Below are 21,671 nucleotides of genomic sequence, written 5' to 3'. Positions count from 1 at the left end.
ATGACGGCCGTGGCTTACGCCGCTGCCTCTTTCTGATCGCGTACTGCTGCCAGTGTGCGAACCAATTTTCCAGGTACTTCGTTCATTGTCTGTACCAGCTTGGTTACCGGCGCCTGCATTACACTCATCAACATCGAGAGTGCCTGATCACGCGTCGGCAATGTAGCCAGTACATCCAGTTGATCCGCACCCAGCATTTGGCCGCTCACCGCCAGTGCCTTCACCTCGAAGTTTTTATTCTCCTTGGCGAATTCCTTAAAGAGTCGGGCCGCTGCGCCCGGGTCTTCCATAGAAAACCCGAACAGGGACGGACCCACGAGTACGTCATAAATGCACTCATAGTCCGTACCTGCCAGCGCGCGCTTTGCCAGTGTGTTCCGCACAACACGGAGGGTCACTGCATTGTCGCGCGCATCCTTGCGCAGAGCCGTCATCCCGCCCACTGATACGCCACGTGCATCGGCGATCACAAGGGACAGGGCACTGGTGGCAGTCTCGTTAACTTCAGCAACGATCGCTTTCTTGTCTTCGAGTCCAATTGCCACTGGTATTACTCCTGGATTAACATTTACGGTCTCATCAACGCTATGATGGGACCGACTCGCGTGGTGAACAATTCCACCATCTGCGTAGGCGTCGCAGCCCTTGCGGACCGCGTGATTAAGCCGACGCTGCAACGAACACAGCCCCGGCACCTACGGTCTTTGATGGCCTTCAGTTCTCAGCTAAATAGGCGCTTGTTGCCTGAGCCTGCTCCAAAGACCTCAAAGTAGACGAACGCAACCTGGGTTGCTGCCGTCCGTGACTCCCCGTCCCTGGAGAGCCCTTGAGGAACCGCCCCGACGGGGCAGTCCGATCAAACCGCTATCGACCCCTGGTCGACAGTAACACCCGGCCCCATGGTGGTGGACAGAGTGACTTTCTTCATGTAAATGCCCTTCGCAGCCGCCGGTTTGGCCTTGCGCAGGTCCGCCAGCAGTGCTTCCAGGTTGCCCCGCAGGGATTCCACATCAAAATCGATCTTGCCAATTCCACCATGGATGATGCCGTTCTTGTCGGTGCGGAAGCGCACCTGACCGGCCTTGGCGTTTTTCAGCGCTGTCATTACATCGGGAGTCACGGTGCCGGTCTTGGGGTTCGGCATCAGGCCGCGCGGGCCCAGCAACTGGCCCAACTGACCCACCACGCGCATGGCATCCGGCGAGGCGATAACCACATCAAAATCCATCATCCCGCCCTTGATCTGCTCGGCGAGCTCTTCCATGCCGACAAAATCGGCGCCAGCGGCCCGGGCCTGCTCGGCGGCATCGCCCTGGGTGAATACTGCCACCCGCACCACACTGCCGGTACCGTGCGGCAACGTGGTCGCCCCGCGTACGGCCTGATCGGATTTACGGGCGTCGACACCCAGATTGATTGCCACCTCCACGGTTTCGTTGAATTTGGCCGTGGCAAACTGCTTCAGCAGCGCTACCGCCTCTTCCAGCGGATAGGCTTTGCCTGGCTGTATTTTTTCCTGGAAAGCGCGCACGCGCCTGGATAACCTGGCCATCAGTTCACCCCCTCTACTTCGATCCCGGCAGAGCGAGCACTGCCTGCAATAGTGCGTACTGCCGCATCCATGTCCGTCGCGGTCAGGTCCGGCCACTTCTGGGTAGCCACATCTTCGAGCTGGGCGCGGGTTACCTTGCCTACCTTGTGGGTATTGGGGGTGCCGGAACCTGACTTGATACCGGCGGCCTTGCGCAGCAACACTGCCGCGGGCGGGGTTTTCTTGATAAAGGTAAACGAACGGTCACCGTAGACCGTGATGACCACAGGAATCGGCAGACCGGGCTCCAGACCCTGCGTCTCGGCATTGAATGCCTTGCAGAATTCCATGATATTGACCCCGTGCTGGCCCAGCGCGGGACCAACCGGAGGGCTGGGGTTGGCCTGTCCTGCAGCAACCTGCAGCTTGATATAGGCCTGGACTTTCTTAGCCATGCGTTTTCTCCCGGGTGCTAACGCCGTTCAAACAGCCGCTACCGGCCTGCTGTCGGGCTCCCCATTGTGACAGCCAGAGGCCGTCAGTTAATGTCGGTGGGCATGCACTTGCCGCCCACCATCCAATCGCTCAGGCCTTTTCGACCTGGCTGAATTCCAGCTCCACCGGCGTGGAACGGCCAAAAATCAGCACCGCCACGTTCAGGCGGCTCTTTTCGTAATTCACTTCCTCGACAACGCCATTGAAATCGTTGAACGGGCCATCGATCACCCGCACCATCTCGCCGGGTTCGAACAGGGTCTTGGGGCGTGGCGCTTCCACTCCGGCCTCCACCCGCTGCAGGATGGCGGCGGCCTCGGCTTCGGTAATCGGCGCCGGCGCATCCGCCTTGCCGCCGATGAAGCCCATTACCCTGGGAGTCTCCTTGACCAGGTGCCAGGTCGAGTCATCCAGCTCCATCTGCACCAGCACATAGCCGGGGAAGAATTTGCGCTCGCTGCGACGCTTCTGTCCCGCGCGCATTTCCACCACTTCCTCGGTGGGTACCAGCACTTCGCCGAAGCGGTCCTGCATGTTGTGCAGCTCGATACGCTCCTTCAGGGCTGCCGCGACTTTCTTTTCGAAGCCCGAGTAGGCATGAACCACATACCAACGCATTGCCATCGGCTATCCCTTATCCTGTTGCACTAACCAATTGCCAGTGACACGAGCCAGCCGAGGAAGGAATCCAACCCCCACAGCATCAATGCCACCACCAATACGAAAACCACGACGATCAGCGTGGTTTGTACCGTCTCCTGGCGGGTGGGCCAGACGACCTTGCGAATCTCGGTGCGGGAGCTTTTCACCAGGGACCAGAAAGCGGCACCCTTGGCCGTCTGCAGGGCTACCATCGCGGCCACGATGGCCACGGCGACAATACCCAGCACACGGTACAGCAGCGATTGATCCGAGAAATAGCTGTTGCCCACCACACCTGCCGCCAGCAGGGTGATCACAACGACCCATTTCACGGAATCGAACCGTCCGGCGGTCGTTTCCACACTCATTTACACTGTCCTTTGTCTAAGGCAGCACGTTCCGCGCACTGCCTCCTGCCATAAATGGCAGGCCAGGAGGGAATCGAACCCCCAACCTGCGGTTTTGGAGACCGCTGCTCTGCCAATTGAGCTACTGGCCTAAATCGTATTCTGAGACAACGAAGCCGAACTGCCAGCAAGCGGTTCGGCTCGTCGAATTAGGGGGCGACAATTGTACAGGATTATCGTCTCCAGGGGGATGCCAATTAAGGTAATTATCCCCCTACGCGCAAACCCGGCAGCACCTATTCGAGGATCTTGGCCACCACGCCGGCGCCCACGGTACGGCCACCTTCGCGGATTGCAAAGCGCAGCCCGTCTTCCATCGCGATCGGCGCTATCAGCGTCACCACCATCTGGATGTTGTCACCCGGCATCACCATCTCAACGCCCTCGGGCAGCTCGCAGGCACCTGTCACGTCCGTCGTCCGGAAGTAGAACTGCGGACGGTAGCCCTTGAAGAACGGCGTGTGACGGCCACCTTCATCCTTCGACAGCACGTACACCTCGGCCTCGAACTTGGTGTGCGGCTTCACCGAGCCCGGCTTCGCCAGCACCTGCCCACGCTCCACTTCCTCGCGCTTGGTACCGCGCAGCAGCACGCCCACGTTCTCGCCTGCCCGGCCTTCGTCCAGCAGCTTGCGGAACATCTCCACACCGGTACAGGTCGTCTTCACCGTGTCCTTGATACCGACAATCTCGATCTCTTCACCGACCTTGATCACACCGCGCTCAACACGCCCTGTCACCACCGTGCCGCGGCCCGAAATCGAGAACACGTCTTCCACCGGCATCAGGAACGCCTGGTCTACCGCCCGCTCCGGCTCCGGAATGTAGGCGTCCAGCGTCTCAACCAGCGTCTTCACCGCCGTCACACCCAGCTCGTTCTCGTCTTCGCCGTTCAGCGCCATCAGCGCCGAACCACAGATGATCGGCGTGTCATCGCCCGGGAAGTCGTAGGTGTCGAGCAGCTCGCGCAGCTCCATCTCCACCAGCTCCTTCATCTCTGCGTATTCTTCGGAATCCGCACCGCCGCAATCTTCCGCCAGCAGGTCTGCCTTGTTCAGGAACACCACAATGTAGGGGACACCTACCTGGCGGGACAGCAGGATGTGCTCGCGGGTCTGCGGCATCGGGCCGTCTGTCGCACCGCACACCAGAATCGCACCGTCCATCTGTGCTGCACCGGTGATCATGTTCTTCACATAATCCGCGTGGCCAGGGCAGTCAACGTGCGCGTAGTGACGCGTCGGGGAATCGTATTCCACGTGCGAGGTCGCAATGGTGATACCGCGCGCCTTCTCTTCCGGCGCGTTATCAATACCGTCGAACGCAATCGCGCTGCCGCTGCCCCAGGTCTCGGCACACACCTTGGTCAGCGCCGCCGTCAGCGTCGTCTTGCCATGGTCAACGTGTCCGATCGTTCCCACGTTGACGTGGGGCTTGTTACGTTCAAATTTTTCCTTTGCCATTACGACGGTCTCCTATACACCGGCCTGATCCTGCAGTGGTACCGCATACTATCTATCTGTATCTGTGCTTTACCCTGCAGCGCAACGCTTGCTTGCGCCCGGGATGGATGGAGCTCATAACCGGATTTGAACCGGTGACCTCTTCCTTACCAAGGAAGTGCTCTACCGACTGAGCTATATGAGCCTTGCCTATCACCCAACTGGAGCGGGTAGCGGGAATCGAACCCGCACCATCAGCTTGGAAGGCTGAGGTTCTACCATTGAACTATACCCGCCGAACTGCCATTACAACCTGTTCGAACCCACCCTGCCAACTTCTGTACTACTTCAACCTACAGCACGAGTGCTGAATTTACTGCCATTACAACCTGGTGGAGGGGGGTGGATTATTCGGGCCTGCGGCCCTCACCCTTCGGGTCGCCGCTTTTCAGCGGCGCTCCGGGTGGCTGCGCCACCCTGGTCGAACCGTGTGGTTCGAACCCACCCTGCCAACTTCTGTACTACTTCAACCTACAGCACGAGTGCTGAATTTACTGCCATTACAACCTGGTGGAGGGGGTGGATTATTCGGGCCTGCGGCCCTCACCCTTCGGGTCGCCGCTTTTCAGCGGCGCTCCGGGTGGCTGCGCCACCCTGGTCGAACCGTGTGGTTCGAACCCACCCTGCCAACTTCTGTACTACTTCAACCTACAGCACGAGTGCTGAATTTACTGCCATTACAACCTGGTGGAGGGGGGTGGATTATTCGGGCCTGCGGCCCTCACCCTTCGGGTCGCCGCTTTTCAGCGGCGCTCCGGGTGGCTGCGCCACCCTGGTCGAACCGTGTGGTTCGAACCCACCCTGCCAACTTCTGTACTACTTCAACCTACAGCACGAGTGCTGAATTTACTGCCATTACAACCTGGTGGAGGGGGGTGGATTCGAACCACCGAAGCTTTCGCGTCAGATTTACAGTCTGATCCCTTTGGCCACTCGGGAACCCCTCCGAAAGGCGGCATATTGTCCAGACCGGGCTCTCCATTGTCAACCGATAACTCGCACTATAATTATGACCTCGCGTTGGTTCCGGTGATCGCCTCCAGAGGGCCTGGAAACGGGCACTTGCCGGTTTGTTTCTAGCACCAGATGGTGGTGGGTCATCTCCGGTGCGTTTCGTACCTCAACGCACCCTATGCCCCCGACCGCCCGCATCGCCCGCATCGCCCGCATCGCCTGCACCGCCCGCATCGCCTGCACCGCCTGCACCGCCTGCACCGCCTGCATGGGCGGCATGGGCGGCATGGGCGGCATGGGCTGCATGGGCTGCATGGGCTGCATGGGTTGTATAGGGTGTGCTGACGAAGGAAGCGCACCATCGCCTCCTCATCTTTGTTGCAAGCGCCATGTGTCGGCGGGCCATCTCCGGTGCGTTTCGTGCCTCAACGCACCCTATGCCCTATGCCCCCGACCGGTTGCGGCCAGGGCAGGTCGAGGCCTGGGCAGCACAGGCTTCACGCCTGTTCCCGCCAGTCATCGGCGACCGTGGCTCCGCGTGCCTCGTTGACCGGCAGCACGGCCACTATTGCCACCACAAACAGCAGTATGCAGAACAGGATGGCATCGGCCAGCCCCAGCGCCCATTGCAGCAGCCCGAGGCCGAGTATCCCGAACACCGCGGCAGCCTTCGCAGCCATGCCCCAGAAACCAAAGAATTCGGCTGCCTTGGAGCGCGGCGCAAGCGCCCCCACCAGGGCTCGCGCGGCCGACTGGGACGAGCCGAGACTCAGGCCAGCGAGCACACCGGCCACCAGGAATACGTATTGCGCCTGCCAGTCGACCGCCAGCCACCGCCCTGCCAGCGCCGTCAGCACGGGTGTCTGCCAGATCGCCAGAATGGCGACAATCCACAGCGACAGGGTAATGATATAGGTCTTGCGCGCCCCCAGATGGCCCTGCAGCAGGCCGAAGCCCACCGCGCCGACCGCAGCCGTGATCTGCACCGTCACAAACATCAGTATGCGCACCTGCTCGTCCCAGCCTATCACCTGGGCTCCGTAGATAAACGAAAAGGCAATGATGATGTAGATCCCCGACATTGCAAAAAACACGGACAACAGCAAACTGCGCAGGTCGCGGAAGCGTTCCAGCTCCGACCAGGTGATAGCGATCCTGGCAAAGCCCACTCGCACCAGCGCCCCGACCGGCAAGGGCGGGCGCGCCTCACCGTACTCCCGCAACCAGACAAAGGTGGGAATCGCGGCCAGCAGAAAGAAACCGCCAGCAAACGGACCCACCCAGCGAATGGTCGCGTAGTTCTCCAACGAGACATCGCCCAGGAAGTACAGGGTGAAGGCGGTCGCCACCAGGCCGCCGATATAACCCAGCCCCCAGCCCAGGCCGGAAATCCAGCCCAGTGCCCGGCGCGGTCCCAGCTCGGGCAGGAAGCTGGCGATGAAGCCCTCGCCCATGGAGTAGGCAAAGTTCGACACAATAACCAGCAGCATGGCGGGAACAATCCAGCCGGGCTCGACAAAGTACAGCAGCGCGGTGGCGGTCACCGTGAGCAGGTAGCTGGCAAACAGGAAGCGCTTGCGGCTGCGGGAATAATCCATGATCGCGCCGCAGACCGGGTTGGCGGCCACCACCATCAGGTAGCTGCACGCCAGGGCGATGCTCCACAGGAGGTTGCCGAGCCGGTAGTCGGGGCCATCCCCGACCACCACCCGGGTGAACAGATCCCCGAACACGACGGTGATGATCAGCAGCGTGTAGCCCTGATTGGCGAAATCGAACATCGCCCAACCGAAAATCTCCCGCTTGGGAGCCAGCCCGTCCCTGTGCATCAGCGCTCCCGCAGTGGTTTTCAGCCGAATTTCGCCCCGGCGATCTGGTCGTTGTTTTCCGTGCGCAATTCCCGCACCGGGCGCAGCTCGACGCTGCCGTAACGGGCCGGAGGAATGCGCGAGGCCAGCTCAACGGCCTCCTCCATATCCCGTGCCTCCAGCATGTAGAACCCGGCCAACTGCTCCCGGGTCTCAGCGAAGGGGCCGTCGGTGGTCGCCACCTGCCCGTCCCTCACCCGCAGGGTGGTGGCGGTGTCGGTGGACTGCAGCGCTTCGCCGGCCAGAAAGTGACCGGCTTGCTGCAGCCCCTCCACACAGGCCATGCACTCGCGGTTCAGAACGTCCCACTCCTGCTGGCTCAACTCGCGCATTTTGCCTTCCTGATAGTACACCATAGCCAGATATTTCATTGCCCGTTCTCCTTGCTCAGAATCACTGCCGTTGCAGCTTCACTCAGCGGGTTTTCCGATTGGTTTGCGATCAGTCGCCCCGGCGAAATCCGGATCGGCGACCGGCCCGCCTGCCTGCGCCTCCAGCGCGGCCAGTTGAGCAGCCAGAAAGCGCTGTTCCGGCTGCTGCTGCGCCAATGCAAGCGCCCTGCGATAGGCAGCCACCGCCGCCTCCCGCTCGTCCAGCCTGCGGTACAGGTCGGCGAGGGCTGCATGGGCCAGGTGGTATTCGGTCAGGCAGCCCTGCTGCAACAGGCTGTCAATGATCGCCACTCCCGCCGCGGGGCCATCGCGCATCGCGACCGCGACAGCCCGGTTGAGCTCTATCACCGGCGATGGCTCGCGCCGCAACAGAACGTCATAGAGCCCGACAATCTGGGGCCAGTCGGTATCCTCCACCGAGGCAGCCTGGGCATGTACCGCGGCGATGGCTGCCTGCAGGGCATAGCTGCCGAAACCCGGCTGGCCCAGCGCCTGCTCCACCAACTGCAGACCCTCGGCAATTCGGACACGGTCCCACAGCTGGCGATCCTGGTCCTCCAGCCGCACCAGTTCACCCCCGGCATCGGTACGCGCCGCGCTGCGCGCAGCATGCAGCAGCATCAACGCCAGCAAGCCCTGTACCTCGGGCTGCGGTGGCGGCAACAACTGCAGCAACAGACGCGCCAGCCGGACAGCCTCGCCGATCAAATCACCGCGCACAACCATGTCGCCACGGGAGGCCGAATAGCCCTCGTTGAACATCAGGTAGAGCACGCCCAATACCGTCTCCAGGCGCTCGGGCAACTGACTGCGCTCGGGTATCTCGTAGGGGATTGCGGCTTCGCGGATCTTGGTCTTGGCGCGCACGATACGCTGGGCGATGGTCTGGGGCTTGGCGAGAAAGGCCCTGGCCACCTCTTCGGTGGTCAGCCCACAGACCTCTCGCAGGGTCATTGCCAGGCGGGCAGGTTCGCCAATCGCTGGATGACAGCAGGTGAAAATCAGGCGCAGCTGATCGTCGTCGATATCAAAACCCGGGGGCACTTCCGGCTCCCCCGCTGCCAGCTCCAGCTGCTGTACCAACTGCTGCTGGGAGGCATCAAAACGTGCCCGTCGACGGATCTGGTCTATCGCCTTGAAGCGCCCGGTAGAAACCAGCCAGGCCCGTGGATTGGCGGGAATGCCCTCCTTCGGCCACTGCTGCAGCGCGGCCGAAAATGCCTCCTGTAATGCCTCTTCGGCCAGCTCAAAGTTGCCCAGCAGGCGAATCAGGGTGGCCAGCACACGCCTGGACTGCTCGCGGTATATGTTCTCTATTTGCTGCTGCATCGCTCCTGGCACCTGCAATCCACGCCTGTCTCCGGCTTCGCCCCTGCGCCGGACAAGATTACCAGCACCGCCCTGCAACCGCACCTGTTGCAGGTGACGGGTTGATGCCGGCCAAGCCGCAAGCGCTGCCAAAGCAGCTTGTCGCCGCGGACCCGGCTTGGTATTTTGGGACCAGCAATGCTTGTCCAGGAGGAGCAGATGTCTCTGCCCAAGCCCCAAACCGGTCGACGAATGGATAGCGGCCGGGTGAATGCCGAGGTCTACCCATGCGAGCTGCATCCGGCCCCGGCATCGACGGGTACAACTGCACCACGGCTCGGGAAGCGAGCAGCTACGGACGGCAGGCATCCTCCAGTACAAGTGGGCGCAAGCACTGAATGAGCTCCTGCAGCGAGCTGCTGGCCAAGGCACGCGCCTGCCGGATGTGCGAGGCCGATCTGCCACTGGGGCCCAGACCCGTATTGCAGTTGCACCCCGAAGCGAAGATCCTGGTGGTCGGACAGGCGCCCGGCAGGAAGGTGCACGATAGCGGTATTCCTTTCGATGATCCCAGTGGCGACCGCTTGCGGCAATGGCTGGGTATCACGGACAGGCAGTTCTACGACCCGCGACTGGTGGCCCTGCTGCCGATGGGGCTCTGCTATCCCGGCCGGGGCAAGGCGGGGGATCTGCCGCCCCGTCCCGAGTGTGCCGCCCACTGGCGCGAACCGCTACTGGGGCTATTAGGCCGGGTACAGCTCACCGTGGTGCTGGGCCAGTACGCACAGAGCTGGCATTTCGCCGGCCCGGCGCAGTCAGTGACGCAGCGCGTCAAGGACTGGCGGGAATATTGGCCGCAGCGGATACCCCTGCCCCATCCCAGCCCCAGAAACAATCTGTGGCTGCGGCGCAACCCCTGGTTCGAGGCCGAGCTGCTGCCCGCGCTGCGGCAGCGCGTGGCCCGGCTGCTGGACGCTAGGGCCTGTTCACACTATTAACATGGTCCTAATTCAACTCTTTAATTTGTACCCGGTTCTGAACATCCACCAGATTATCGCCAGGCACAGAAGCAAAAAGCCCACCGTCATCGCCAGACTGATGCCCACATTGATGTCGGATTCACCGTAGAAGCTCCAGCGGAAGCCACTCACCAGATAGACCACCGGATTGAACAGGGTGATCGTGCGCCAGACGGGGGCAGCATGTCGATGGAGTAGAAGGTCCCGCCCAGGAAAGTCAGCGGCATCACGATCAGCATCGGGATGATTTGCAGCTTCTCGAAGCCGTCGGCCCAGACACCGATGATGAAGCCGAACAGACTGAAAGCCACTGCTGTCAAGACCAGAAAGGCCAGCATCCAGAACGGGTGCAGGATCTGGTATTCGACAAACAGTCTGGCGGTAACGAGGATCAACAACCCCAGGATCACTGACTTGCTGGCAGCGGCCCCGACGTAGCCCAGTATAATCTCGATAAAGGATATCGGCGCCGACAGCACCTCATAGATAGTGCCTGAGAACTTGGGCATATAGATGCCAAAGGACGCATTGGAAACGCTCTGGGTAAGCAGCATCAACATGATCAACCCTGGCACGATGAACGCGCCGTAGCTGACCCCACCGATATCGGCCATCCGCGAACCGATGGCCGAACCAAACACAACAAAATACAACGAAGTGGAGATGACCGGCGACGCCACGCTCTGTAACAGGGTGCGCCACGTGCGCGCCATCTCGAACAGGTAAATTGCCCGCACAGCGTAAAAATTCATGCCCGGGCCCTCACCAGGTCGACGAAAATGTCCTCCAGCGAACTCTGGCTGGAGTGCAGATCCTTGAATTCAATGTGATGGGCATTCAGCTGCCGCAGCAGATCGGCAATCCCGGTGGGCTCATGCTGGGCGTCGAAGGTGTAAACCAGCTGGTGGCCGTCATCGAGCAGTTCCAGGCCGGCGGCACTCAGGCCCTGCGGCAAATGCTGCAGCGGTGCCTGCAGTTGGAGGCTCAACTGACGCTTGCCCATCTTGGCCATCAGTGTGTTCTTGTCTTCCACCAGAATGATCTCGCCGTGGTTGATGACCCCCACCCGGTCGGCCATTTCCTCGGCTTCCTCAATATAGTGGGTGGTGAGGATGATCGTGACACCGCTCTCGCGCAGACCGCCGACCATGTTCCACATTTCCCTGCGCAGGTCCACGTCAACCCCCGCGGTGGGTTCGTCCAGAAACAATATCGATGGCTCGTGGGACAGGGCCTTGGCGATCAGTACCCGCCGCTTCATGCCGCCGGACAATTCAATCAACCGGGCATCGCGCTTCTCCCACAGAGACAGATCCCGCAGCACCTTCTCGATATGGCGGGGATTGGGCGCACTGCCGAACAGGCCACGGCTGAAGCTGACAGTATTCCAGACGGTTTCAAAACTGTCGGTAGTCAACTCCTGGGGCACCAGACCGATCCTGGACCTTGCAGCCCGGAAATCGCGGACGATATCGTGGCCGTCGGCCCACACCCTGCCGCTAGTGGGATTGATCAGGCCGCAGATAATGCCGATCAGCGTGGTCTTGCCGGCGCCGTTGGGGCCCAGCAGGGCAAAGGTTTCGCCGCGGCGGATTTCGAGGTTAATGTCCTTGAGGGCCCTGAAACCGGAATCGTAGGTCTTGTTGAGACCCTCTATCGCAATGATGGGTTGCACCTGGTCTCCTTGTGCGCGTGTAGATGGACAGGGGAAGTAGACCGCTGTCGCGGCAATTAGTTTACCCAGTCGCCGCCGCGGGTTCCAACCCGGAGCTTCCGTGGCATTCGATCAGTTCGCCACCCCGAGACGCGCCGACCACCGGCCAGTGCCGGGAATCCTGCTCTGTTGCAATAATCATACAGCGGATGCGGAGTATTATTCACTCGCAGCCACAAGACGAAGCTGTAATACTTTGGCAGGACAACTTCCTCTGGCGCAGCCCTGCCTGGCGGAAAACGTCCGCGCAGCGACGCTATAAATCCTGTCACCAGGCACATCCTGTGAGGTCGTTCCATGACAACTACCAACACCACAAGCTCGAGCAACAATGGACGTCTGCTGGAGCGCTACGCCTGGCTGCTGGACAGCAGCATCCGCCTCCCTTTCGGTCGCAGCATCGGCCTCGATGGCATCATTGGACTGATACCGGGTATCGGTGATGCACTTGGTGCCATTCTGTCCTCAGTGGTGATATTCAGCGCCTGGCGCAGGGGTGTGCCGCGTGCAGTACTGGTGCGGATGGCCGGCAACGTCGCCATCGAATCAGTGATCGGCAGCATTCCGGTCATTGGCGATTTATTCGACTTTGCATTCAAGGCCAACCTGCGCAACGTCAAGTTGTTGCAGCGCTTTGAACACGATACCGCAACCGTCCAACGCCAGAACCGCTGGGTGCTCGCCGGCACTGTCACCGCCGCGCTAACGCTTCTGATAGCACTGGTCACCGGCGTGACTCTTCTTGGTATAGCCCTGGCCCGGTTGCTCACCGGCGGTTGACAGCCAGTCAGCGGCCCTGTATCACCCCGGCTGTCACTCTCTTATTCCACCGCGCGACGCGCGGTTTCTCGACTGTTCGTTCCCGCACAGAATTCCACCCGTCTTAAGCACACACTGTCAGCAAGCTCAAGCCGCAGCACAAGCATCTCGCTGCCGCCCGGAGCCGTTCCAACGAGAATGTACACCAATTGCCACAGTGAAGGAGTTCACAATGAAAATACCATTTATCAAGAAGCTCGGCGCGCCGCTGCTCGCAGGAAGCCTCACCTTGAGCTTCTCGGCCATCGCGGCACAAGGCCTGTACTCAGCGGACGAGCTCATGGACGCTGACGTTTACGACTCCACCGGCGAGGAAATCGGCGAAGTCGAAGACATTTTGCTGGGTGACGACATGTCAATTCAGGCCCTGGTCATCGAAACCGGCGAGATACTCGGCCTGGGCGGACGTGAAGTCGTTGCGAAACGCGGCACATTCACGGTTCGTACCGAAAGTGACGACGACGAATTCGATGATATCGAGTACGAAGTCCACATGGAAGCCACCCAGGAGGCCTTGAAAAGCTTCCCCCAGTACGATGAAGACTGGTGGACCGAGACCCGGCAAGAGCTGAAGCAAGCCTGGAAAAAGACCAAGCGCAATACCAAGAGCGCCTGGGAGAGCACCAAGGAAGCAAGCGCTTCTGCCTGGGACAAGACCAAGCGCGGTGCCGAAAAGATGGGCGACAAGATGGAGAGAGCGACTGACGATCTGTAACCTGGAATATCACGGTCACAGAGGATAGCCAGCGCGTTATCCGACGCTGCGGCAGCATGGTTCATGCTGTCGCAGCCCCGTCACCGTCCCGTATGTCCGATACCCGTTCGGCTTGCATCGTACAGCCCACAGGCTCAGGTGCCGTCCACAACTGCGGTGTATCTGGACACCAGAATCTGGAGGTTCTTATGAAAAATGACCGAACCCTGACCAAAAGCTATCTGCTACCGCGCGCAGCGATCCTCGCCGTACTGGTAGCGATTATCGGCTGCGATCCCGGCCGGGACGACACTACCCCGCCTCCGACAGACTCTGCTCCCGCAGAGGGCGCGGCAGATTCCAGACCTGACTACACTGACCCTCCCACCACGACCGGCCCGGAACAGCCCACCTACCGCGACCAGAGCGTTAGCGAAGCGTCAGGCGAGGCCGCGGCCAACGCCCAGTATTCAATGGTGGAATCAGCGGTAGCGCAGATCAAACCCACAAGTAACGGCAACGCAGAGGGCACCGTGACTTTCTCGGCAGGAAAAGATGACCGGGAAATGCAGGTCACCGTCGAGCTCGAGGGTCTGGAGCCCGGCCCCCACGGGCTCCATGTTCACGAAGTGGGTGATTGTTCGGCGGATGACGCCTCGTCCGCTGGCGGCCATTTCAACCCGTACGATACTCCCCACGGCTCACCGGACGCCGCCGAACACCACGTCGGCGACATGGGTAATATAGAGGCCGATGAAGATGGCCGGGTCTCCAGCGAACTGGCCTTCCGGGGTCTCGCCTTTTCCGGGCCCGCGTCGATACTGCAAAAGGCCCTCGTGATTCACAGCGACAAGGATGACCTGGAGAGCCAACCCTCCGGCAATGCTGGTGAGCGGGTAGGCTGCGGCGTCATTCGTATTGACCGGGAAGTGCTGGCGGAGTGAGGTAATAGCCATGGCGGGACCTGAGGTCCTTGACGAACGGTATCCCTGCAAGGTTACCGCTGAGTTCGGGAACCGGGAAGCGGCAGAGACCGTCGTGGCCCAGCTCGCCGACGACCCGGGGTTGCACCACTCCCGGATAGAGCTGGTGGTGCCGGGGGATCAGCGGCTGGGTTCAAAGCTTGAGCCCGAAGACCGGGGTATCGCCCGTACCGCGTTGAAGTCGCACGTTGTACTGGGCCTGGCCTTCCTCGTGCTGGGGCTGGCGATCGCCTGGCTGCTGGTCAGCTTCGGCCCGCCCTTGACACGCTCCAGTCCGGTAATGGTGTTTATCGCCTCGGGCGGGCTCCTGACCATGATCGGGCTGATGCTGGCGGGGGCAATCACATTGCGGCCCGACCACGATCCGATGATTGCCTCAACGCGCACAGCGGCCCAGTCCGGGCGCTGGACCGTCGTCGTGCATTGCGAGGACGAAGCGGAGAAACAGCGCGTCAAGGAGCTGGTGGATTACCGGGCGCAAACCCTTTAACGCCGTCACTCTTACATCATTGAGCCAAGGACTCCCGCCCTCAGGATCCGTGGCAAAGGTCAGGGAGTAAACGCCCGCACGCAGCGCGCCCTGCTCAGGAAGTCCTTGTTCACAACAAATGTCAACCCGGAGTCAAACAACCGAATCCAGGCAGACATCACCGGATCTCCAGAAGACTCGGTGGAGCTCCAATACGCAGTGCTGGCATAGCCGCCGACGGCCACCCGGTTGTCAAACAGCGCGTCGAGCTGGCCCCTGGCTGGCAGGAACCAGTCGTTGTAACAGGCATTGCCCGCCTGGCAGGGTGTATTGCCCTGGGAATCCACCTCGAAGTCGTTACACAGCTGCGCGGCGTAGGGAGTGCCCCCGTTGGGCCCGAGATCCGCGACGATGGCCGCCGTATTGCCGGCACCGTCGGTATCGCTCTGGGCAACAATGGTCGCAGTGCCCAGTCCTCCCCATTCGATCGCGGGACTGTTGTCCGCCGCCGCGGCAACCAGGTTCTGCAGCCCACCGTTCAGCGCGGCAATGGTACCGCCGCTCGCGGATTGCCCCACCGCCGTGGCCAGGTAAGTATAGCCATTCACCAGCGTGGCTGAGCCGGCCGGCGTGGCAATGGCCACATCAACCGCTCCCGCCACCTGAGCCGGCGTCACCGCGGTCACGGTGGTGGAATTGACCACATTGACGCTGGTGGCGGCGACCCCGTCAAAGGTGATACCGGTGGCGCCGGTCAGGCCGGTGCCTTTCAGGATGACGCCGGTGCCGCCCGATGCAGCGCCCTGGACCGGATTGATCTCCGTCAGGGTCGAACCCGATTGCACCTCGATTGCCGCCGTTACGGTGTTGGTGTCATCGCCGCTGATAACCAAATCGGTGACCGGCACTACTGTATTACCCGGGGTAAAGGTCAGGGTACAGCTGCCACCCGGTGGTACCGCTGCGCAGGTATTGCCGGACTCGGTGACATTGCCCGCCAGCGCGGTACCGGCAAAGCTCGAAGCAATGCCGGTGGCGGTGACCTGGGTGGAGGTATTCGTGACGGTCATTGCCCCCGCCGCGCCATTGACTGTCAACGTCAGTGGCGAGCCAGTCAGGCTGAGTATGGCCAAACTGTTCTCGGCCTCGGCCCGGCAGATACTGTCCACATTCACCCGGCAGTTCGCCCCATCGGCCAACACGCCAGTACAAGCGTCCGGCGATGCTCCGCCGCCACCCCCGGCCGGCAACAGCTCGCCGCTCAGACCACCCGGAAAGCAGTCTTCAAACACGGGCGGATCCAGGCTGGTTATCACCAGAGGAACACCGGAGGCATTGCTGAAATCCGCCATCTCAAAACCAGCCACATCTGGGCCAGCGGGAATCTGCGTGACCGGGATCGGCAGGGTCTCCCCGTCGGGGTTGGTGAAGGCTGCCAGCAACTGAGCACGCAACGCCGGACTCTGCCAGGTCGCGCCCACAACCGTCCCGACCACAAGCAGTGACAGCAGCGTGCGTTGCAGCCCGACTCGGCGCAACATCCGCAACGCCAGCGCCAGTACCAACACTGTCATCAGCGCCAGCACTACCGGATTGGTGACCGGCACTGGTATCGCCGATCCCGGCGCAACCGCACTGGTAGTGATGCTCTGACTGAACACCGGCGCTGCCAATGCCAGTAGAAATGCCCCAATCCCGCGGCCCATCAATCGACTTGATGCCATTCCTTGTTCCCCCTGTCCCCTGCCTGGCAGTTACTGCGCCCAGGCCGCTCGAGTTGGCCTCTCTCCCAAGCGTTCCACAACATGTCCCAGCATATAACCTATTGTTATTGGACACCACCTTCTTGCGTCGGCCGACATCACGACGATTGAGCGCAGCGATCTTCGCTATTATTTTGTTTGGCGCGAGATGAACTTTCCGGGCGCGGCGCCTGTTGGCTTGCCGTCTTTCCAAACAAGTTCACCATTCAGAATCACGCTCATCACCCCCGTCGCCAACCTTTTCGGATGCGCGTAGGTGGCGTGGTCCGTTATCGTAGAGGGATCAAAAATCACGATATCGCCGGCCAGGCCCGGCTCGATACGTCCGCGATCATGGATGCGCAGGTGATCGGCAGGCAGGGATGTTAGCTTTCGGATGACTTCTTCCAACGGCAGCAATTTCAGGTCCCGGCTATAATGCCCAAGCACTCGTGCGAAGGAGCCGCTTGATCGTGGATGCGGCGATGCGCCGTAAACGCTTTCCGGTCCGATATACGAACCATCGCTGGAGATCATGTTCCAGGGCGCGAGAATAAACGCTTGAACGTCTGCCTCGTCCATGGCGCCGACGGTAACGATGATGTCACCTTTTGCGTCCAGCAGGAGGTCTGTCATCGTGTCGAACGGATCCTGGCCACGCTCATCCGCGAGAAGAGTTATATATTGGTCGAGCAATTCTGGTTGCTGGGGGGCGTCGACAATGCGCACGCTGTCGTAGCCAACTGCCTTGATCCACGAAAATCCCCCGTCAACGCCCTGTTCCGTTGCTTGCTTGAGCGCAGCTTCGCTTTTGGAATCCTTGAGCTTTTCCCGCAGCAAATCCATGATTGAAGCTGTCGAGCGATCCGCCCCGATAGGCCCTTCGCCGGGGAAAACGAGAACGGCCGCCAGGCGTCGCGTCTGGGCGCCATCATAGGGGTAAACGTCCCCTACAATGTCATGGCCCTGGGTGCGCAGCGCGTCGACGCGCTCGATCAGTGTGTTCGCCTTTCCTTTGTGGGAGAGTCCAACAGCTTTAATATGCCCCAGTTTAGCGGGAATGCCCGCTTTGATACCAATCTCCGCGGTTTCAAGCTCTGAGTTTAAAAAGTCTGTAACGGGATTGCGCGAATGTGAGTCATAGGTTCCGTCATAGGGAGCCGTCGCCTTCGCAAGTTCGACAATTTCCTCAGGCGCGCTATACATGCCCGGATCATACATAAGGCCGGCGGACAACCCCGAGCACCCCATTTCCATGCCGTCGCGAACCAGCGCTTTCATCTCATTCAGCTCGGCGGAAGTCGCCTCTCGTTTGGCGTGTCCCATCACCTGGGTGCGAACGCCGTTATGTCCGACATAACAAAACCAGTTATTTGACACCCCGTTTGTATCAAGCTTTTCAAACAGCGTTTGCAGCTCGTTCGGGCTCATGCCCCCATCAGAGCCGAGGGCGGATGTCGTCACGCCCTGTGCGAGATTCTGCGTAACGATGAACGGACCGTCAAAATTAACGACCGACTCCAATATATGGCTGTGCGTATCAATGAAGCCGGGAGAAACAGCCATCCCCTGGGCGTCGATAACTGTTTCTGCGGTTTGCTCCGGGCTGGCGGATCCGACCAAAACAATTTTCCCGTCTGCAATTCCGACATCTGTGTTGATCGGCGGTGATCCGGTTCCATCGTAAACGGATCCATTGCGAATGAGGATATCCAGCGACTGTGAGCTGGCCGATGCCGTCATAGCCAGGCCACCAGCCATAATTGCGACAACGCTGAAAATTTTCCGCATATATAATTCTCCGATGATGTTCTGACATTAACTTATTGTATTGATATTCCACGTCGTCGCCAGCAGCATCCAGTGGTACGCAATCCGGTGCTCCGTCGACGGCCCACTGGACCGATGTCTCACCGGTTACCACCACTCTTGATCAGGGGCTGGGGGAATGTTGAAGCCGGAGAAAACCGTAGCATATGAATGTTGTCATAACAACATTAACATTGAAACGCGATCCTGGCGACCATGCTGGCGCTGGCAGCGTGTGCGGCACCTGTTCGGCTGGATACCCCGTTCTTCGCGGGCGTGTTCAATATAATCCTTCAGTTTGTCGAGCAGACGGCACATATCCCGTCTTTAATCACGAGGTAGCACTCCGGTGAAAAGCTTTTCCTGCTAAATGAAGAACGGATAGATCTTGTACCTGGGTATCGATGCGAGTTGCATTGAGTCGCCTTATTTGTATTCGGAATCGGCGCTTACGGACTGGGCTGCTTGATGATGGGAATTCGGAGATCACCTGTAGCGTTGTCACAACAACACTCTTGTGGTAGCTTCGTTTACGGATTGACAACGTTTCATATACTCAGCAAATATTTAGCGTTCCGGTGAGCTGACTCGCAAGCCTGAGCAAAGCCCGCCCCTGATTGCTGGCAGCCTATTGCTGGCCTCCATCTGCGGCGCCGGTGTCTGAGATCCAGCCCGGAGGAGGTATCACCCCCATGCACATATCCATCGAGAAAACTGTCTTCCCCATGGCCGCGCCCTTCGCCATTACTGGCCACGTATTCGAAACCAGTGAAACGCTGCGCGTCACTCTTACCGGCGACGGAGTGTCCGGCAGGGGAGAAGCCGTCGGCGCCTACTATCTCGGCGAAAGTCCCGATTCCATGGCCGCCCAGCTGGAATCGGTCGCAGGCAGCCTCAACAGCGACCTTTCGGTGGAACGGATTCAGGGCTTGCTGCCCCCCGGCGGCGCCCGCAATGCTCTGGATTGCGCCTTCTGGGATTATCGGGCCAAGCGATCCGGGAGAACGATCTGGGAACTGCTGTCGATCACACCCCGGCAGTTAAGCACGGTCTATACACTCGGTGTGGCGGCACCGGAAGTCATGGCCGAACAGGCAGTTCAGGCCGGCCGGTTTCACAATCTCAAGATCAAACTGGATGCCAATGACCCCGTGGCTCGCCTGGAAGCCATTCGCGCGGCCAGACCTGACGCTCATCTGATCGTTGATGCCAATCAGGCCTGGAGTCTTGCGGCCCTTCAGGAATACCTGCCACACGCACGGCGCCTGAACATCGCCATGATCGAGCAGCCCCTGCCGCGGGGTGAAGATGCGGAGCTGGAAGCCTTTGAATCGCCAGTGCCGCTGGGAGCCGACGAGTCCTGCCTGCACCTGGGTGAGTTCGTGACGGCGGCGAAACGCTACGACGTGATCAATATCAAGCTGGACAAGTGTGGCGGCCTCACCGAGGGCCTCGCCCTGGTTGAAGCGGCGCAACGCGCGGGACTCGGGCTGATGGTAGGCAACATGTGTGGCAGTTCCCTGTCCATGGCTCCCAGCTATGTGGTCGGTCAATTCTGCCAGTTCATCGACATCGACGGGCCACTACTTCTCAAACACGATGTGCCGCACGGGCTGGTTTACGGTGACGGCGGCATAGTGAGCCCACCCGAACCACAACTTTGGGGCTGACACCACGGTGACCAGACCGAGAACAGGGTGGGGCCAGTAGGGGCTGGGCTAATCCCTTTGCTCCAAGTGATGGTGCGCTTCCTTCGTCAGCGCACCCTATCAACTGTAGTCATAAGGGATTCGCGCGGGCTCGCAGCCGCATAGGGTGCGTTGAGGCACGAAACGCACCGGGTATGGCTCGGAGCCAGCCGCTGCGAGCCCGGATCCATCGACGACAAAGGACCCTTGGGAATTTGGAGCTGGCGAGAGGAATCGAACCCCCGACCGGCTGATTACAAATCAGCTGCTCTACCTACTGAGCTACGCCAGCCATTTACCGCGGCTTCAAGGACAGCTGTGCTGTACTTGAAGGGCGGCAAGTTTAGACAAAGACCCGCGGCGATGCAACTGCCCGCTGCAGCCCATGGCGCCCTAACAGATTTCAGAGCCGGCGGCCCGGACCCCGGCCTGCTTCGCATTGCCAATGTCCCTGCGGGCGTGGCGAATCACGCTGATTCCAGCCACAATAGCCAGGCCACCCATCACGGTCGCCACTGCCAGGTCTGGCCAGGCGGTACCGGTACCGAAGACCCCCAGTGCAGCGATCATTACCGCCACATTGCCAATGGCGTCGTTGCGGCTGCACAGCCATACCGAGCGCATGTCGGAGTCGCCTGCGCGGAACCTGAACAGTAGGATTGCGACGCCCGCGTTGGCTACCAGAGCCAGCAGGCCAATAGTCCCCATGGTCAGGGGTTCTGGCGTGATTCCGCTTTGTGCAACCCAGATTGCCCTGCCCAGCACGACGATGCCGAACACGGCCATGGTGATGCCTTTCACCATGGCTGCCCTGCCGCGCCAGAGCATGCCCATGGACAGCACGTATAGCGACAGCAGGTAGTTGGCGCTATCGCCAAAGAAGTCGATGGCATCGGCCAGCAGGGACACGGAACCGGACTGAAGGCTGGCAATGCCTTCTACCAGGAACATGGCCAGGTTGACCCAAAGGGAAATCCATAATGCCTTGCGAAACCCCGGCGCGGGGGCTTGAGATTGTGGAGGGGTACAGCTGCACGCCATGAATATCTCCTGTGTCAGTACATATTCATTAAAAACCCTGTAGCTGCTACAGAGTCAACAGCGTGGCTGGGAGAAATGGTCAACGCGTTCCGTGAGTGCCCGGAATGTGATTATGCTTGCCGGGAGACGACTCCGGAGGAGGGTCCGAGCTCAAACCGCCGAGAATCCCGCACTCGCTGACGGTGCGGTTCTGCGAGCAGGCTTGCTGGAGTTGCTCGAGGGTCTGCTCCAGGTTTGCCAGTTCCCGCAGGCGCTCCCGTACATGGCTGAGGTGGCGGGCCAGCAGCTCATCCACCTCGCCGCAGTCGGCATCCGATTGGTCAGCCAGCCGCAGCAGTTCGCGAATTTCATCCTGGGCCATATCCAGGCTTCGGCAGCGCCTGATGAAACGGAGCCGCTCCAGATGGACGTGTTGATAGTCGCGGTAGCCACTGTCACTGCGGGCAGGCTCTGCCATCAGGCCAATCTTTTCGTAGTAGCGAATGGTCTCTACCGGCACTCCGACCTGGCGGGACAATTCACCGATCTTCATGGCACGGACCCTCCGGTATGACAAGGGCACCCTGAACGGGACAGTCATGTCCGGAGTGTGCC

At 60.4% G+C, this 21,671-nt stretch carries 20 protein-coding genes, 5 tRNA genes, 3 other RNA genes and 1 pseudogene; 6 read left to right on the top strand and 23 right to left on the bottom strand.

Annotated elements, in window-relative coordinates:
- Positions 1 to 14: 14 nt before the first annotated feature.
- The 16 genes from rplJ to G3T16_RS12995 all read right to left on the bottom strand — a co-directional run bounded on the left by rplJ (position 15) and on the right by G3T16_RS12995 (position 9,120).
- On the bottom strand, positions 15 to 545 hold the full coding sequence (gene rplJ / locus G3T16_RS13070) for a 50S ribosomal protein L10 (RefSeq protein ID WP_163495634.1): 531 nt from the start codon (positions 543 to 545) through the stop codon (positions 15 to 17).
- Positions 546 to 856: 311 nt separating this feature from the next.
- Entirely contained in the window at positions 857 to 1,552 is a 696-nt protein-coding gene (rplA, locus tag G3T16_RS13065) for a 50S ribosomal protein L1 (RefSeq protein ID WP_163495633.1), read from the bottom strand.
- A complete protein-coding gene (gene rplK, locus G3T16_RS13060) occupies positions 1,552 to 1,986 on the bottom strand; it encodes a 50S ribosomal protein L11 (protein ID WP_163495632.1) in 435 nt (144 codons plus the stop codon). Before rplK ends, rplA begins: the two co-directional genes overlap by 1 nt.
- A 130-nt stretch (positions 1,987 to 2,116) precedes the next feature.
- A complete protein-coding gene (nusG, locus tag G3T16_RS13055) occupies positions 2,117 to 2,650 on the bottom strand; it encodes a transcription termination/antitermination protein NusG (protein WP_163495631.1) in 534 nt (177 codons plus the stop codon).
- A 23-nt stretch (positions 2,651 to 2,673) separates the two neighbouring features.
- On the bottom strand, positions 2,674 to 3,036 hold the full coding sequence (secE, locus tag G3T16_RS13050; protein ID WP_163495630.1) for a preprotein translocase subunit SecE: 363 nt from the start codon (positions 3,034 to 3,036) through the stop codon (positions 2,674 to 2,676).
- Positions 3,037 to 3,091: 55 nt separating this feature from the next.
- A tRNA-Trp gene (locus G3T16_RS13045) sits at positions 3,092 to 3,167 on the bottom strand.
- A 144-nt stretch (positions 3,168 to 3,311) separates the two neighbouring features.
- On the bottom strand, positions 3,312 to 4,538 hold the full coding sequence (gene tuf / locus G3T16_RS13040; RefSeq protein ID WP_163495629.1) for an elongation factor Tu: 1,227 nt from the start codon (positions 4,536 to 4,538) through the stop codon (positions 3,312 to 3,314).
- A 108-nt stretch (positions 4,539 to 4,646) separates the two neighbouring features.
- Positions 4,647 to 4,722, bottom strand: a tRNA-Thr gene (locus G3T16_RS13035).
- A 17-nt stretch (positions 4,723 to 4,739) separates the two neighbouring features.
- Positions 4,740 to 4,813, bottom strand: a tRNA-Gly gene (locus G3T16_RS13030).
- A gap of 94 nt (positions 4,814 to 4,907) precedes the next feature.
- A non-coding RNA gene (locus tag G3T16_RS13025) (RtT sRNA) lies at positions 4,908 to 5,039 on the bottom strand.
- A gap of 46 nt (positions 5,040 to 5,085) precedes the next feature.
- Positions 5,086 to 5,215: non-coding RNA, RtT sRNA (locus tag G3T16_RS13020), on the bottom strand.
- A 47-nt stretch (positions 5,216 to 5,262) separates the two neighbouring features.
- A non-coding RNA gene (locus G3T16_RS13015) (RtT sRNA) lies at positions 5,263 to 5,394 on the bottom strand.
- Between the two features lie 46 nt (positions 5,395 to 5,440).
- A tRNA-Tyr gene (locus G3T16_RS13010) sits at positions 5,441 to 5,524 on the bottom strand.
- Positions 5,525 to 6,028: 504 nt separating this feature from the next.
- The gene (locus G3T16_RS13005) at positions 6,029 to 7,360 is read right to left on the bottom strand and encodes an MFS transporter (protein WP_163495628.1); all 1,332 of its coding nucleotides are present in this window, start codon (positions 7,358 to 7,360) and stop codon (positions 6,029 to 6,031) included.
- 20 nt (positions 7,361 to 7,380) lie between these two features.
- Positions 7,381 to 7,770, bottom strand: a complete 390-nt coding sequence (locus G3T16_RS13000) for a YciI family protein (RefSeq protein WP_163495627.1) — start codon at positions 7,768 to 7,770, stop codon at positions 7,381 to 7,383.
- Between the two features lie 39 nt (positions 7,771 to 7,809).
- Entirely contained in the window at positions 7,810 to 9,120 is a 1,311-nt protein-coding gene (locus G3T16_RS12995) for an RNA polymerase sigma factor (protein WP_232059069.1), read from the bottom strand.
- A 377-nt stretch (positions 9,121 to 9,497) separates the two neighbouring features.
- Here G3T16_RS12995 and G3T16_RS12990 point away from each other — a divergent pair, with 377 nt between their 5' ends.
- The gene (locus G3T16_RS12990; RefSeq protein WP_163495625.1) at positions 9,498 to 10,097 is read left to right on the top strand and encodes a uracil-DNA glycosylase family protein; all 600 of its coding nucleotides are present in this window, start codon (positions 9,498 to 9,500) and stop codon (positions 10,095 to 10,097) included.
- Positions 10,098 to 10,109: 12 nt separating this feature from the next.
- Here the strand turns inward: G3T16_RS12990 and G3T16_RS12985 are convergent.
- Positions 10,110 to 10,870, bottom strand: a pseudogene (locus G3T16_RS12985) (ABC transporter permease).
- On the bottom strand, positions 10,867 to 11,793 hold the full coding sequence (locus tag G3T16_RS12980) for an ABC transporter ATP-binding protein (RefSeq protein WP_163495624.1): 927 nt from the start codon (positions 11,791 to 11,793) through the stop codon (positions 10,867 to 10,869). The pseudogene G3T16_RS12985 and the gene G3T16_RS12980 overlap by 4 nt, the downstream one beginning before the upstream one ends.
- A gap of 336 nt (positions 11,794 to 12,129) precedes the next feature.
- Between G3T16_RS12980 and G3T16_RS12975 the strand changes: the two genes are divergently transcribed.
- From G3T16_RS12975 to G3T16_RS12960, 4 genes are all read left to right on the top strand, one after another.
- Positions 12,130 to 12,612, top strand: coding sequence for a DUF4112 domain-containing protein (locus G3T16_RS12975; RefSeq protein ID WP_163495623.1), 483 nt, complete (start codon positions 12,130 to 12,132; stop codon positions 12,610 to 12,612).
- 211 nt (positions 12,613 to 12,823) lie between these two features.
- Complete coding sequence (locus G3T16_RS12970) at positions 12,824 to 13,366, top strand: PRC-barrel domain-containing protein (RefSeq protein WP_163495622.1); 543 nt, start codon at positions 12,824 to 12,826, stop codon at positions 13,364 to 13,366.
- 188 nt (positions 13,367 to 13,554) lie between these two features.
- Complete coding sequence (locus tag G3T16_RS22500) at positions 13,555 to 14,289, top strand: superoxide dismutase family protein (protein WP_197911666.1); 735 nt, start codon at positions 13,555 to 13,557, stop codon at positions 14,287 to 14,289.
- Between the two features lie 10 nt (positions 14,290 to 14,299).
- On the top strand, positions 14,300 to 14,818 hold the full coding sequence (locus G3T16_RS12960) for a hypothetical protein (RefSeq protein ID WP_163495621.1): 519 nt from the start codon (positions 14,300 to 14,302) through the stop codon (positions 14,816 to 14,818).
- A gap of 59 nt (positions 14,819 to 14,877) precedes the next feature.
- Here G3T16_RS12960 and G3T16_RS12955 read toward each other — a convergent pair whose 3' ends face one another.
- Both G3T16_RS12955 and G3T16_RS12950 read right to left on the bottom strand, forming a co-directional pair.
- Positions 14,878 to 16,521, bottom strand: a complete 1,644-nt coding sequence (locus tag G3T16_RS12955) for a midcut-by-XrtH protein (protein WP_163495620.1) — start codon at positions 16,519 to 16,521, stop codon at positions 14,878 to 14,880.
- A gap of 168 nt (positions 16,522 to 16,689) precedes the next feature.
- Positions 16,690 to 18,330 carry an N-acyl-D-amino-acid deacylase family protein gene (locus tag G3T16_RS12950; protein WP_163495619.1) on the bottom strand — a complete coding sequence of 547 codons (1,641 nt, stop codon included), beginning with the start codon at positions 18,328 to 18,330 and terminating at the stop codon, positions 16,690 to 16,692.
- 710 nt (positions 18,331 to 19,040) lie between these two features.
- On the opposite strand from G3T16_RS12950, the gene G3T16_RS12945 reads away from it, so the two are divergent.
- A complete protein-coding gene (locus G3T16_RS12945; RefSeq protein ID WP_163495618.1) occupies positions 19,041 to 20,018 on the top strand; it encodes a dipeptide epimerase in 978 nt (325 codons plus the stop codon).
- Positions 20,019 to 20,252: 234 nt separating this feature from the next.
- Here the strand turns inward: G3T16_RS12945 and G3T16_RS12940 are convergent.
- The 3 genes from G3T16_RS12940 to cadR all read right to left on the bottom strand — a co-directional run bounded on the left by G3T16_RS12940 (position 20,253) and on the right by cadR (position 21,609).
- Positions 20,253 to 20,328: transfer RNA gene (locus tag G3T16_RS12940), tRNA-Thr, on the bottom strand.
- A 101-nt stretch (positions 20,329 to 20,429) separates the two neighbouring features.
- Complete coding sequence (locus G3T16_RS12935) at positions 20,430 to 21,077, bottom strand: cation diffusion facilitator family transporter (protein ID WP_163495617.1); 648 nt, start codon at positions 21,075 to 21,077, stop codon at positions 20,430 to 20,432.
- Positions 21,078 to 21,156: 79 nt separating this feature from the next.
- Positions 21,157 to 21,609, bottom strand: a complete 453-nt coding sequence (gene cadR / locus G3T16_RS12930) for a Cd(II)/Pb(II)-responsive transcriptional regulator (protein ID WP_163495616.1) — start codon at positions 21,607 to 21,609, stop codon at positions 21,157 to 21,159.
- Between the last annotated feature and the right edge of the window lie 62 nt (positions 21,610 to 21,671).

It is taken from the genome of Kineobactrum salinum (genome assembly GCF_010669285.1).
Taxonomy (GTDB): Bacteria; Pseudomonadota; Gammaproteobacteria; order Pseudomonadales; family Halieaceae; genus Kineobactrum; species Kineobactrum salinum.
This window is presented reverse-complemented; position numbering and strand designations above follow the sequence as displayed.